At 69.0% G+C, this 12,027-nt stretch carries 13 protein-coding genes; 7 read left to right on the top strand and 6 right to left on the bottom strand.

What is annotated here, in order from left to right:
• The coding region (locus FL311_RS34800; protein ID WP_228557291.1) for a fumarylacetoacetate hydrolase family protein at nt 1–849 on the top strand (849 nt) is incomplete at its 5' end.
• Between the two features lies 1 nt (nt 850).
• Here FL311_RS34800 and FL311_RS34795 read toward each other — a convergent pair.
• Nucleotides 851–1,306, bottom strand: coding sequence for a hypothetical protein (locus FL311_RS34795; protein WP_141331995.1), 456 nt, complete (start codon nt 1,304–1,306; stop codon nt 851–853).
• Nucleotides 1,307–1,413: 107 nt separating this feature from the next.
• Here FL311_RS34795 and FL311_RS45605 point away from each other — a divergent pair, with 107 nt between their 5' ends.
• Nucleotides 1,414–1,599 (top strand): hypothetical protein, encoded by a 186-nt coding sequence (locus FL311_RS45605; RefSeq protein ID WP_228557290.1) that lies wholly within the window; start codon nt 1,414–1,416, stop codon nt 1,597–1,599.
• A 349-nt stretch (nt 1,600–1,948) separates the two neighbouring features.
• Nucleotides 1,949–2,365 (top strand): HEAT repeat domain-containing protein, encoded by a 417-nt coding sequence (locus FL311_RS34785; protein ID WP_141331994.1) that lies wholly within the window; start codon nt 1,949–1,951, stop codon nt 2,363–2,365.
• A 6-nt stretch (nt 2,366–2,371) separates the two neighbouring features.
• Here FL311_RS34785 and FL311_RS34780 read toward each other — a convergent pair whose 3' ends face one another.
• Entirely contained in the window at nt 2,372–2,848 is a 477-nt protein-coding gene (locus FL311_RS34780) for a hypothetical protein (protein ID WP_141331993.1), read from the bottom strand.
• Between the two features lie 142 nt (nt 2,849–2,990).
• Nucleotides 2,991–4,439: an FAD-binding protein gene (locus FL311_RS34775; protein WP_141331992.1), complete on the bottom strand. Its 1,449-nt coding sequence runs from the start codon at nt 4,437–4,439 to the stop codon at nt 2,991–2,993.
• A 171-nt stretch (nt 4,440–4,610) separates the two neighbouring features.
• Here FL311_RS34775 and FL311_RS34770 point away from each other — a divergent pair, with 171 nt between their 5' ends.
• Nucleotides 4,611–5,456 (top strand): hypothetical protein, encoded by an 846-nt coding sequence (locus FL311_RS34770; RefSeq protein WP_141331991.1) that lies wholly within the window; start codon nt 4,611–4,613, stop codon nt 5,454–5,456.
• A 41-nt stretch (nt 5,457–5,497) separates the two neighbouring features.
• Here FL311_RS34770 and FL311_RS34765 read toward each other — a convergent pair whose 3' ends face one another.
• A complete protein-coding gene (locus FL311_RS34765; protein ID WP_141331990.1) occupies nt 5,498–6,619 on the bottom strand; it encodes a LuxR C-terminal-related transcriptional regulator in 1,122 nt (373 codons plus the stop codon).
• Between the two features lie 194 nt (nt 6,620–6,813).
• Here FL311_RS34765 and FL311_RS34760 point away from each other — a divergent pair, with 194 nt between their 5' ends.
• Nucleotides 6,814–7,839 (top strand): hypothetical protein, encoded by a 1,026-nt coding sequence (locus FL311_RS34760; protein ID WP_141331989.1) that lies wholly within the window; start codon nt 6,814–6,816, stop codon nt 7,837–7,839.
• 94 nt (nt 7,840–7,933) lie between these two features.
• Here the strand turns inward: FL311_RS34760 and FL311_RS45600 are convergent, their stop codons facing one another.
• Nucleotides 7,934–8,347 (bottom strand): nuclear transport factor 2 family protein, encoded by a 414-nt coding sequence (locus FL311_RS45600; protein ID WP_141331988.1) that lies wholly within the window; start codon nt 8,345–8,347, stop codon nt 7,934–7,936.
• On the opposite strand from FL311_RS45600, the gene FL311_RS34750 reads away from it, so the two are divergent.
• Both FL311_RS34750 and FL311_RS34745 read left to right on the top strand, forming a co-directional pair.
• Nucleotides 8,342–8,668, top strand: coding sequence for a hypothetical protein (locus FL311_RS34750; protein WP_141331987.1), 327 nt, complete (start codon nt 8,342–8,344; stop codon nt 8,666–8,668). The two genes, FL311_RS45600 and FL311_RS34750, sit on opposite strands and share 6 nt — an antisense overlap.
• A 178-nt stretch (nt 8,669–8,846) precedes the next feature.
• On the top strand, nt 8,847–11,639 hold the full coding sequence (locus FL311_RS34745) for an Ig-like domain-containing protein (protein WP_141331986.1): 2,793 nt from the start codon (nt 8,847–8,849) through the stop codon (nt 11,637–11,639).
• Nucleotides 11,640–11,696: 57 nt separating this feature from the next.
• Here the strand turns inward: FL311_RS34745 and FL311_RS34740 are convergent, their stop codons facing one another.
• Nucleotides 11,697–11,924 carry a hypothetical protein gene (locus tag FL311_RS34740; protein ID WP_194869480.1) on the bottom strand — a complete coding sequence of 76 codons (228 nt, stop codon included), beginning with the start codon at nt 11,922–11,924 and terminating at the stop codon, nt 11,697–11,699.
• Between the last annotated feature and the right edge of the window lie 103 nt (nt 11,925–12,027).

The raw sequence follows: 12,027 nt of genomic DNA, 5'->3' as shown, positions 1-12,027 counted from the left end.
GGGCTCGCGCTGGCGAAGCTCGAGCTGCTCGCGCCGGTGACGTCGCCGTGCAACGTGGTCTGCCAGGGACAGAACTACCGCAGCCACATGCTGGAGGTGGGGCAGGACCCGGACGCGAAGGACTTCAACCAGTTCTTCCGGAAGGCCTCGTCGTCGCTGGCCTCGAGCACGGAGGACATCATCAAGCCGGAGCGGGTCCGGATGCTCGACTACGAAGTCGAGCTGGGGCTGGTCATCGGCCGGAGGATTTCGGGGCCGGTGCGGGTGGAGCGGGAAGGGCTGCACGAGTTCGTCGCCGGAATCGTGATGGGCAATGACATCTCCGCCAGGGACCTCCAGCTCGCGGAGGGACAGTGGCACAAGGCGAAGAGCTTCCGGACCTTCTGTCCGGTGGGGCCGTATGTCTATCTGCTCGACGCGGAGGATTGCGCGCGGTTGATGGACCTGCGACTCCAGCTGTCTGTCAATGGCGAGCCGAGGCAGGACGCGAGCACCTCGGAGATGCTCTACCCGCCGGAGGAGACGCTCACGGAGCTGTCGGAGGTGATGGACCTGTTCCCGGGGGACCTGGTGCTGACAGGGACGCCGGGCGGCGTGGCGGCGGGGCGCAACCTGTCGAAGCTTGCGCGACAGGTGGGCAGGTTCATCAGCGTCTTCGTGTCCGACAAGACGCTCGCGAAGCTCATCCTGAAGCAGGGCAACACGGCGGGCTACCTGAAGGAGGGGGACGTCCTGCGTGCCTCGATTTCGAGCCCGGACGGGGTCATCCACCTGGGGACCCAGGAGAACCGCATCGTGACGCGGGCCCTGGAGGCGCCGGTGCGCGAGGCTCGCGCGAAGGTGGGGTGAGTCATGGGTGGGGCCGCACGTCGACCACGGGGATGGGGGAGGTGGCCTTCGGCTCGGCCTCCCGCTTCGCGAGGATGGACGCACTGACAGGCCCCACCAGCAGACTCCCCAGCCAGAAGAAGAAGCCGAGCGTGGGGTAGAGCAGCTCGAGTTGCCGGGTCGGGCTGACACCCTCGTCCGCGGGGATGGAGTGGAAGTACCAGGACAAGGAGGAGAGCCCGACGAGCACCGCGAGGAAGCCTGTCCAGAAGGCCCCTCGATACCGGCCCATCAACAGCAGGAGGAGCGTGACGGCCAGCAAGGGGTTCGCGAACCAGCCCCCTTGCATCACGAACACGCCCAACCAGCCGGTGAGCAGGAGCGTTACACCCGACATCGTGTCCTCTTGCTTCGTCGCGGTGTTGTACAGGACGAGGGCGGGCAGGGCGCAGCTGACGATGAAGAGGACCGTCGACACGACCGCGGCGCTCGTCCGGGTCAACCAGGGCTTGGCGGCAGGAGCCATCGGAGCGTCGTCTGAAGGAGGTGCCATGGGTCGCGGATGATAGGGGAAACCCGGTCGACGTGGCGAACGGAGGCTTCCCCAGCGGTCTGGCCATCGACTCGACGAACCGCACGCTGTACGGGTCCGACTTCAACGGCAGCCGGGTGATGAGCGCCGGGCTGGACGGCAGCAATCCCATGCAGGTGGTAGGTGGTATCAACAGCCCGTCCGCCCTCGGGTTCGATGTCCCGAATGGCAAGGCGTAGGTCGTCACTACAACAACAGGACTCCCCTGGTGACGAACCAGACGACGGTGCATGGGATTGCCAGCGATGTCGCGGCTGGTCGGCTGTACTTCGCGGATGGGCTGGGGACCCGGATCCGGAGCGCCCATCTGGCGGACGGTGGAGACATCCAGGACGTGAACGTGGGCAGCGCCAGGAACCTGTGGCTGGCCTGGAGGCCCGCGCCGTGGTCTGGTGCCTCGACGGTCGCCCTCCGTCGTCCTGAGAGGACTTCACGCATGAATCATCCCGAGCATGGCGAAGCGAGGAGCCTCGAGGAACTCATCCAGGTTGCCCTGGAGGGGGACGAAGAGGATGCGCGGCGCATGGATTGGCGGTCCTGGATGCTCCGGAGGCGGTGGAGGTGCTCATCCGGCTGTCGGCCGACGAGGACCGCGATGTCCGGGACTGGGCGACGTTCGGGCTGGGGACGCTCATGGAGGCGCGCGACACGCCGGAGCTGCGGGATGCGCTCGTGGCGCGCCTCGGCGATGAGGACCCGGAGATTGTCGGGGAGGCGCTGGTGGGACTGGCGACGCGCAAGGACGCTCGCGCGGTCGAGCCCGTGCGCGCCGCGCTGAAGGGCGAGAGGGTGATGGTATACGCGCTCGAGGCCGCCGCGGCCCTGGGCGACCCGAGCTTCCATCCGCTGCTGCTCGCCCTACGTGACGCCGGTGGCCCCGCGGAGGGCTACTTCCGGAGTGTCCTCGAGGAGGTCATCTCCCGGTTCGAGCAGGCGCCGGCCTGAGGGGCGTCACGGACAGAATGCCGGCAGGCTCGCCCGGAGGTCCGTGAGCTCGCTGAGCGAGTCGTTCATGGCGTTGATATCGGCGACAGTCGGAATCACCAGCGGCAAGCCCGCCTGGACCCGGACGATGGCGCCCCGCATGTCACCCTGCGTCTGCAACTGGAGCGCGACCTCGGTGTCGACGTTGAAGGCCTCGGCGATGACCTCGGCGTCGAAGCCGGAGAAGATGTTCATGGCCGTGGCATTGACAGTCAATGATGCGAGGTCGCTGGTGGCCTGCAGGAGGTTGAGAGGGCTCGGAGTGGCGACCGCCGTGAGCGTGGAGGCGACCGAGGCCTGTGCCGAGCCTACGTAGTTGTCGACCACGGTGAGCCACGTGCCCGCGGTCGAGTTCGCCGAAACGCACTGCTGGGCCTGGGCTGGCGCGACATGGAGGACCACGGCGAGCACGGCGACGGACCACCCGCTCAAACGAGAGGACATGTCTGGATTCTCCTGGGAGTTGCTGCTGGGTGACGACGAAACTCTCGCCTCGTCGTCACGCGGGCGTCAATCAATGCCAGTCATCCAGGAGGAGTGACTGTGTCTCCGTGGACACAGTCATTGGACGTTCCGCCACCCTCGCTCAGAAGATGCCTTGTCCCGGGGTGAGGACGTGGTCCGGGTCGTAGCGTCGCTTCGCGTGCACGAACCGCTCCCAGTGGGGATGGAAGTGGCGGCGCCAGTCGGCGGGGCTCAAGGGCACGGCATCCACGGGGTAGATCTTCCCGCCGAGGGCCGTGAGCCGGTCGACGATGGCGCGGTTCTTCTGCACCAGGGCCGCGACGTTCTCGGGCGTCGGGGGAATCGCGGTGCGCAGCAGCGAGAAGAGGAAGACGTGTCTGTCGTTGGGCGTCCGCAGGAAGGGCGTGGTCAGCGCCGAGGCGCGGAAGGGGTAGAGGAGGATGGGCCCTTGTCCCATGTCGGCGTCGGTGGTCTGCGCGAGGACCTCCTGGACGAACTCCTCGGCGCACCGGGCGGGGACGAACATGTCCAGCCAGGGGTGGGGAAAACCCCAGACGCCGAGCTGCTTGAGCAGCTCGATCAGCGGCGCGAGCCGGTTGGCGAAGTCGAAGTAGCTGCCGTCCGTCACCTGGAGCGTCCCCGGTTGGAAGCGCAGGCCCGCGAGCAGCCGCGAGTCCTGGGGCTCCGAGCCCGGGGTGAAGTACTTCACCACCTCGAGCTGATACGCCCGGCCTCCGTTGGAGGAGACGACGGAGCCCTCGACGTAGTCGAAGCGGCCGTCCTCGATGAGCCGCCGCTGGTCGTCGAGGAAGCGGTGGAGGTCGTCGTACAGCGCGAGGTAGGTCCGGGCGCGGGGCTGCACGTCGACGAGCCGAACCCGGGCGCGCACGATGATGCCGAACTGGCCCAGGCCCGAGCGCACGGCGTCGAACAGGGGCCGCTCGCGCCAGCGGGAGCACCGCACGAGCTCGCCCCGGCCCGTGACGACGTCCAGCTCCAGGACGTTGTCCACCTGGAGGCCCCAGCGGAACGCCTGTCCGCCGATGCCTCCCGCCGACAGCGTCCCGCCGATGCTCAGCTCGATGTAGTCGGTCAGCACCGGGGGACTCTTGCCGCTGGGGAGCGAGGCCTGGAGCAGCTCGTGCCACCGGACGCCCGCATCCACCCAGGCGCTGTCCTGGTCCAGCTCGTGGAGGGTGGCCAGCGCGGACATGTCGACGACGATGCCCGCTGGCACCTGGGACTGGCCGAAGGTGCTGTGGCTCTCACCCAGGCCTCGCGCGGCGGCGATCTTCAGCCCCTGGCGGCGCGCGAAGCGGACCATGGCCACGATGTCCTTCACCGAGCCGGGCACGAGCACCGCCCACGGCGTGTGGTGCCGGATGTGACCGAAGTCGTCCGAGGCCGCGGTCCGCGACGCTTCGTCCAGCAGCAGCTCGCCATCGAGAGGGGGCAGGGGGACCGCGCCGGCCTCCGGCGTGGAGGCCCAGCTGCGGCTCATGGGATTGAACGCGACCGCCACCAACGCACCTTGGAGCAACCTCCTCCGGGACACCGTTCGACTCGACATTCACGCCTCCTTCGGCTTCGGAGCCATCCATCCCACCCGCCGCTCTCAGCGAACGCAAGGATGGCCGCCTGCTCCCGGGAGCTCAGTCGGGGTCGCCGGTCGAACCTTTCTCTCCTCCATGAGACGGAGACCGGACTTTGGAAGGGCATCGAGCGTAGAGTCCCCTCGCCTATGCCTTCACGTTCCTGGTACCGCGCTGTCGGTCTCATCGCCACGCTGGGCTTGAGTGCTTGCGGTGGTGATGATGCGCCCGAAACGACCTACCTGTTCGGTTTGAGTTATGGCTCGGACTCCGTCTGGCTGACCCCAGAGGGTGGCATCGACTCTACGTCGCCGAGCCGCTTCCTCTCCGCTGACGGCCTCCGCTTCTCGGTGGAGACCCTGAAGTACAGGCTCGCGGAGCTGCGGATGGACCTGCCGCCCGAGGTTCGCTGCGAGGACTACGCGGAGGTGCTCCTGCCGGAGCTGTCCTGTGAGAACTCCGTGCCGAACACCCAGGCCCCGCGCGACATCTTTGACTTCCCTGAGGACCCGCCTGGCAAGCTTCACATCCGAGGCCCCGTCGAGGCAGGCACCGACACGCCCCTGTCCATCGGGGGCAAGCAGGTGTTCATCCCCCGGACGCATTATCGGACCATCGACTCGCGGTGGGACCCGGGGACACCGGAGCATCCCAGCTTCCTGCTCCGCGCGAGCTTCACCTACCAGGAGCGTCCCCTCGTGCTGGAGGTCGTCTTCCAATCGGAGGAGCCCCTGCGCTTCAGTCACCTGGGCGTATCAACGGGGCTCCCCGAGGAGTTCGCGGACCATCCCGCCGTTTTCGGAGGGCGACTGCTCGTCGACCGCTGGCTCTGGGACGTCGACATCTCGAGCTGCCTGGCGACAGGGGACCTGACCCTGGATGGGGAGGTGTTGCGGCTGGAGACGGGACGAGGCGCTTGCGCGGATGCCGCCACGAAGCTGCGGCGCAACATCCAGAACAGTGGAGACCTGTACACCGGGCTGCGCCTCCGGTAGCCGCCGCGGTGGCGCTCCCGCGAAGCGCCCTCGCGCTCCGCCTACGAGCGAGGTGGCCAACCCTCCGTCTCGGCGCTGTGCTCCTGCGCGAGCAGGATGAGCTTGGCGCGGCTGGGCACGGCCAGCTTGGCGTAGACGCGCTTCAGGTGCGTCTTCAAGGTGTTCAGCGAGCTGTCCAGGTCGTCCGCGATGGTCTGGTTGTCCCACCCATTCAAGACACGCTCCACCACGTCCATCTCGCGCGGCGTCAGGCGCTTGCGCCACTCCGCGGGAGCCTGCGCCCCGTGCCGCACCTCCTGGAGTATCAACGCCCACGGCATCCTCCCCGACTGCCCCGGCAGCCGCAGGAAGGTCACCTTCAAGCTGCTCCCCGGGCGCCGGAAGGTCAGCACGTCCTGTCCGGAGAGCTGCTGGGGTCCGGAGCGCCGGAGCCCCTCCAGCGCGTCCAGCAGCACCTGCGGCAGGCCGAAGCGGCCACAGGGCGCGTCCGGGAACCAGCGATGCAATAGCGCCGTGGAGCGGGGCGTGCGCATCAGCTCGGTGGTGGGCGGGCTCAACACGATGCTGTCGAGCCCCGTGTGCCGGAAGAGCTGCTCCAGGAGGTCGCCCTGGTGCGCCAGGTCTTCCAGCATGCGGCAATTGCGCACGGTCCTCGCCAGGATGGGCGTCAGGCGCTGGAGGAAGGCGCGCTCCTTCTCCGTGAAGGCCCTCCGGGTCTCCCGGTACAGCGTGAAGCCGCTGTGCCAGCCCAGGCCCATGTCCATCAACACGGACAACACCCGCTCCACCGGCATGTGCATCTCCCGGCAGTACGCATACATGGCGCTGTCATGCCTCTGCCGGCGCGACAGCATCTCGGTGTCCCGCAGCACGGTGTTGGGCCGCCGAATCACCGCGGAGCTCACGAAACACTCGTCTGAAATCTCCGGGTAGCGGTCGAAGAAGACCTGCGGCATGTCCTGGACCATCGGCCAGTCGTATTGGCCGGGCGCCCCTGGATTGGACACACACAGCCCTCCGAAGTCCGCCGCCAGCACGCGTGACAGAATCCGGTGGGACTCCGAGAAGGCTTCCTTCAGGTCGAGCGAGCTGCTCAACGCCGTCATCACCTCCAGGAGCACCTGCTCCCCCTGCATGGAACCCGGCTGACGCTTCACGCGCATGACCTTGTCTCCCCGGTGGCTTCGAGTGTCGGCACGACGTCCGGGGGTATTTCTACCATGCGCGGCAACGACAGCCTTTCCCACGCCCCCTGGGTTCGGAGGGCGTCACCCCGATGGGTGATGCCGGCGCTCGACGGCTCTCCCGTATGTTTCTCGGGCCCGTTCGCCGTGTCTGTCCATTCGCTGGAGGTCCCATGTCCCCGCAGCCGTGCTGGATTCGTCTCACGTCGAGGATGTCATTGCTCGCGCTCCTGGCCGCCCTGAGTGTCGTCATCCGGAGCGCGCCGGCCCAGGCTCGAACGCCCGGAGGCATCATCGGCGTCGGGTATTACGGCCATCATGGCCCGCCGCCGTGGGTGGACGCCGCGTGCCGGTTCACGGCGGTCCACAAGCCCTGTGTCTGCGCACTCCCCGCCTTCGCCCCGCTCAATGAGACCCTGGGCTGCTCGAACACGAGCCAGGCGTGGGCCGACCTGGACGCCAAGAACACCTGCACCCGGCTCTGTACGCATCCGGCGAACAACCCGTCCGGCGACGGCGGCACCGTGGCGCGCCCCGGGGGCTCGGGGGAGGGCGAGGTCCTGTTCCGGGGCTCCGGCGCCGTGAGGCGCCTGCAGACGGGCGGCTATCTTGGGTTCGTCCCGTACAGCGAGGCGCCTCTCGGGTACGGCCTGGACGTGGCGTGGGTGGCCTCGACGGTCGTGGAGGCCACCACCGTGCCCTGGGTCTTCCTGGAGGACCTGGGCCCGGCCATCCAGTGGGATGACCCGAAGGGGAGCGCCGCCTTCGTCCAGGCCTACTCGAGCGAGCGTGGTGTGCCAGAGCCCATCGGGACCTGCCGCAACGTCCTGCAGGTCTCCTGTCCGCTGCGCGACGTGAAGCTCGGGGACCGCCTCCAGGTCTGCTCGGGGGAGAGCGAGGAGGACGCGAAGCGCATCGCCCAGACGAGCTGCGCGCCCCTGCGCTACGAGGCACTGAGCCGCTCCTGGAGTCCCTGGGCCCTGTATGGCGCCCCTTCGGAGCAGCCGCATCGCGCGCCCTCCGCGACCGTCGTCGCCGTGGGGCCCGGGCAGTTCCTGGGCTACGTCCCGTCCAGTCTCCAGGTCGTGGGCTTCCACGAGGACTGGACCCGGCTGGCCGAGGCGCTGCTGGAGCGCACCGACGGCACCACCGTGTGGCTCGCCGGCCCGGCGGAGTTCTACGCACCCAAGGCCGAGTGAGTCCCGAGCGGTTCAGCGCGGCGCGCACCGGGAGCATCGAGCGTGGACTGGTGAGGGTCAGGCCCGCGGGGCGGGCGGAAGTGGCGTCGTCGACTCAGGGCGAGGCGGACGTGGACCGCGACGGGGCCTCCGCCCGGGGCTCGCGGTGGTACACCTTGGCCACGATGCGCCACCTGCCGTCCACCTTGAGCAGGGAGATGTAGTCGATGAAGTCCCACTTCGCCGTGCGCACGGACACCTTGATGACGGCCGCGCTGCCGGTGACGTCCACCTGGGGCACCGAGTCCTCGCCCTCCGCCGACGTGCCTGGAGAAGTCTTCGGCGAGTGGCGTCCACGCCCGGTGAGCCGCCCTGGGGGGCGGTGAGCGGGGGCGCTGGACCGACAGGGGCGCCGGTGAAGCCGCGCGTGCTGCTTCCGGGCAGGCGGACCCGTGAGGTCTGCTTCTCGGGGACTGCTGGATAGGCCATGATTCTCCCTCCCCCTTGTCGTGAAGGAGTCGCCATGCAAGCCAAGCGTCTCGTCGTGTCCCTGGTCGCGATGTGCAGCCTGTCCCTGGTCGCCTGCGGTGGTGGAGCCGAGTCCGAGCTCGACGCGCCGGAGAGCGAGGCGCTGGCGAGCACGGAGCAGGGCATCGGCATCCCGCCCAACTGCCCGAACAACGACCTCATCTACTGGTTCGAGAACATCCGCGCCTGTGTGGTGAAGTGCGGCGCCTCGCGCATCCAGGCCACCCCTGCCACGCAGTACGCCGGCTGTCAGTCGAACCTGCCCGCCTCGCGCACGCTCATCAACGTGAACTACTGCATCCCCGGCTGCGACCTGCAGTAGTCCCTCTGTCCCAGGGCCGGGACACTGGCTGCGCGCCGTGTCCCGGTGGCCCTCGGGCTGGTCCATTCCGTCGAGTGGCGCGTTGGTCCGTGCGACCTGCGCCGCCGGGCCCCGTTATGGGGGCAGCACCCCACCGGGTTTCTCCGGCCCTGGGGGGCTTCTTCCTGTGAGGGGGCTTGTGAAGCACCAACGCGTTCGTTCGTTCCTGAGACTTCCGTCCGTTCCCTGGCTGTGCACCCTGCTGCTCTGCGTGGCCCTGGCCGCGTGTGGAGGAGGCGAGGACAAGAAACCCCCCACGCCCCCGCCGGCGGCCAACGCGGCCCCGTCCGGGCATGACGACCTGCTCGCGACCGATGAGGACACCGCCCTGGTGATTCCGGGCGCGTCGCTCGTGTCCAACGACGTCGACGCGGACGGCGACTCGCTGACGGTGACGGCCGTCGGCAAGGCGACCCATGGCGGCGTGACGCTGGTGGGCGGCACCGTCACCTTCACCCCGGCGGCGGACTTCTTCGGAACCGCGACGTTCGAGTACACGGTGGGAGATGGCCGCCTGACGGACACCGCGCGGGTCACCGTCACGGTCAACGCCGTGAACGATGCCCCTGTCGCCGTGGCGGACAGCGCGAGCACCGACGAGGATGTCGCGCTCGTCGTCCCCGCGGCCACGCTCGTCGCCAATGACACGGACGTGGATGGGGACACGCTCTGGGTGGCGGGCGTCGGCGCCGCGACGCATGGCACCGTGACGCTCGCGGGTGGCAACGTCACCTTCACCCCGGAGGCGAACCACCACGGGAGCGCCAGCTTCGAGTACACGGTCAGCGACGGGCTGTTGACGCACACCGCGACGGTGGCCGTCACGGTCCGCTCCGTGGAGGACGCTCCGGTCGCCGTCGCCGACACCGTGTACGCCCGGAGGAATACCTCGCGGTACATCAAGGTCGAGGAGCTCACCGCGAATGACGACATGGGCGATGGCTTCCTGCTCAACCTCGCTGGCGTGGGCTCGGCGGTCCATTGCACCGTGAAGATCGACGGCGGGATGATCGACTTCAGGCCGGAGGCGGACTTCACCGGGTCGGCGACGTTCCAATACACGGTCCGGAATCTGGCCGGCACCACCAGCGCGAGCGTGACTGTCATCGTGGGCGAGGCGCCCGTGGCCGTCGACGATACCGTGAGCACCCTCGAGGACACCGTGCTGGTCATCCCGACCGCCACGCTCGTCGCGAATGACATCGACGTCGACACCGACGACCTCCTGGTGGAGGGCGTCTACTCGGCCACGAATGGCACCGTGAAGCTGGAGGGGCAGAACGTCATCTTCACGCCGGCGGTGGACTTCTTCGGGACGGCGACGTTCAGGTATGAGGTCTCCGACCGGGCCAGCTTCAGCTTCGGGACGGTGAGCGTCACCGTCAACCCGGTCAACGACGCCCCCGTGGTGGTCGCGGATTCAGCGGTGGCCAGCGTGGACGTCGCGCTGCGCATCCCCGTGGCGACGCTGCTCTTCAACGACCGTGACGTGGAGGCAGACGCGCTGGCGGTGACGGGAGTCTCGAACGCGCGCAACGGCACGGTCGAGCTCGTCGGGGACGCCGTGCGATTCACGCCCGCGTCGGGCTTCGTGGGCGCCGCCGGCTTCGACTACCAGGTGGCCGACACCCACGGCGCCACCAGCACCGGCTCGGTCGACGTGCGCGTGCGTGGCTACGCGGTGAAGTCCGTCTTCGCCGGGGTGGGGACCACGTGCGCGGTCTTCACGGATGGACGGCTCAAGTGCTGGGGTGAGAACAGCAAGGGGCAGTTGGGGCTCGAGCACACCGACAACCGAGGGGGTGGCCGTGGCTTCAACCTGATGAGCAACCTCCCCTTCGTCAACCTGGGTTCGGACGCGCGGGCGGCGATGATGGGCCTGGGAACGGGCTTCGGCTGCGCGCTCCTCGAGGGAGGCTCGGTCAAGTGCTGGGGTGACAACGCGCAGGGCCAGTTGGGGCTCGGCGACACGCGGCGCCGCGGTGACGGCCCTGGCGAGATGGGCGACGCGTTGCCCCGGCTGGACCTGGGCGCGGGGCGGACCGCGAAGACGCTCGTCAGCGGGCTGAACCACCTGTGCGCCATCCTCGATGATGGGGCGGTCAAGTGCTGGGGTGACAACGGGAATGGCCGGCTGGGGCTCGGCGATACGGAGCACCGCGGAGATGGCCCGGGGGAGATGGGCAACGCGCTGCCTGCCGTGAGCCTCGGCACGGGGCGGACCGCGAAGGCGCTCGCCGCGGGAGGTCGTCACACGTGCGCGCTCCTGGATGACGGCTCGGTCAAGTGCTGGGGCGATAACAACTGGGGCGAGCTGGGGCTCGGTGACACGGCGGAGCGCGGAGCTGGCCCGGGCGAGATGGGCGACGCGCTGCCTCGGGTGAACCTGGGCACGGGGAGGACCGCGAAGGCGATTGCCGCCCGTGAGTTCTCCACGTGCGCGCTCCTGGATGATGGCTCCATCAAGTGCTGGGGCGGCAACCAGTATGGCGCGCTCGGCCTCGGCGACAAGGTGCACCGGGGAGACAACGCGGGTGAGATGGGAGACGCCTTGCCGCGAGTCGACCTGGGGACGGGGCGGACCGCGAAGGCGCTCACCGTCGGCGGCATCTACACCTGCGCGCTCCTGGATGACGGCTCCGTCAAGTGCTGGGGCGGCGGCTACTGGGGGCAGCTCGGGTCCGGCGACTGGAACGACCGTGGAGGCGCGCCGGGCGAGATGGGCGACGCACTGCCCCGGGTGAACCTGGGCGCGGGTCGCGCCGTGACGTCCCTCGTGGCGGGCTACCACCACACGTGCGCCACCTTCGATGAGGGCAGCGTCAAGTGCTGGGGCGGCAACGCCAGCGGGGAGCTGGGGCTCGACGATGAGGACCACCGCGGAGACAACCCGGGCGAGATGGGCGAGGCCCTCCCGCCCGTCGAGCTGTAGTCACACGAGGACGCCGCGGACGGGCGGGGCATGCCCGTCCGCGCTCCCTCAGGCCCGTCAGTAGTCGGGGTGCTCGAGGTCCGCGAGCAACGCTGGGCCGGTGGGGTTCCATCCCAGCACGGCCCGCGTGCGCTCGCTCGAGCCCGGCATGTCCGCCAGGGCGAAGTCCGCGAGCCAGCCGAAGTGCTCGCGGCCGCGCGGCTCGACCGGCACGCCCAAACGGCGGCCGATGACCCGCGCGATGTCTCGCAGGGCGACGCCGGGTGTGGATCTGATCCTGAGCATCGCCTGAGCGAAAGGGCGGGTTGGCAGGAGCAGGCCGAGGCGTGGGAGAAATCCCGGCCATGGTGAAAGTGACGCTGGAAGTGCCCGAGGAGGTCGCCACGCT

Origin of the sequence: Myxococcus sp. AB025B (assembly GCF_006518215.1) — a bacterium.
GTDB lineage: Bacteria > Myxococcota > Myxococcia > Myxococcales > Myxococcaceae > Myxococcus > Myxococcus fulvus.
The sequence above is the reverse complement of the archived record's forward strand: the minus strand, read 5'-3'. Positions and strand labels throughout refer to the sequence as shown.

Excerpts from the sequence above, each read along its gene's own strand:
- FL311_RS34780 (WP_141331993.1), bottom strand. The coding sequence starts at position 2,848 with ATGTCCTCTCGTTTGAGCGGGTGGTCCGTCGCCGTGCTCGCCGTGGTC.
- FL311_RS34775 (WP_141331992.1), bottom strand. The coding sequence starts at position 4,439 with ATGTCGAGTCGAACGGTGTCCCGGAGGAGGTTGCTCCAAGGTGCGTTG.
- FL311_RS34770 (WP_141331991.1), top strand. The coding sequence starts at position 4,611 with ATGCCTTCACGTTCCTGGTACCGCGCTGTCGGTCTCATCGCCACGCTG.
- FL311_RS34765 (WP_141331990.1), bottom strand. The coding sequence starts at position 6,619 with ATGCGCGTGAAGCGTCAGCCGGGTTCCATGCAGGGGGAGCAGGTGCTC.
- FL311_RS34760 (WP_141331989.1), top strand. The coding sequence starts at position 6,814 with ATGTCCCCGCAGCCGTGCTGGATTCGTCTCACGTCGAGGATGTCATTG.
- FL311_RS34750 (WP_141331987.1), top strand. The coding sequence starts at position 8,342 with ATGCAAGCCAAGCGTCTCGTCGTGTCCCTGGTCGCGATGTGCAGCCTG.
- FL311_RS34740 (WP_194869480.1), bottom strand. The coding sequence starts at position 11,924 with ATGCTCAGGATCAGATCCACACCCGGCGTCGCCCTGCGAGACATCGCG.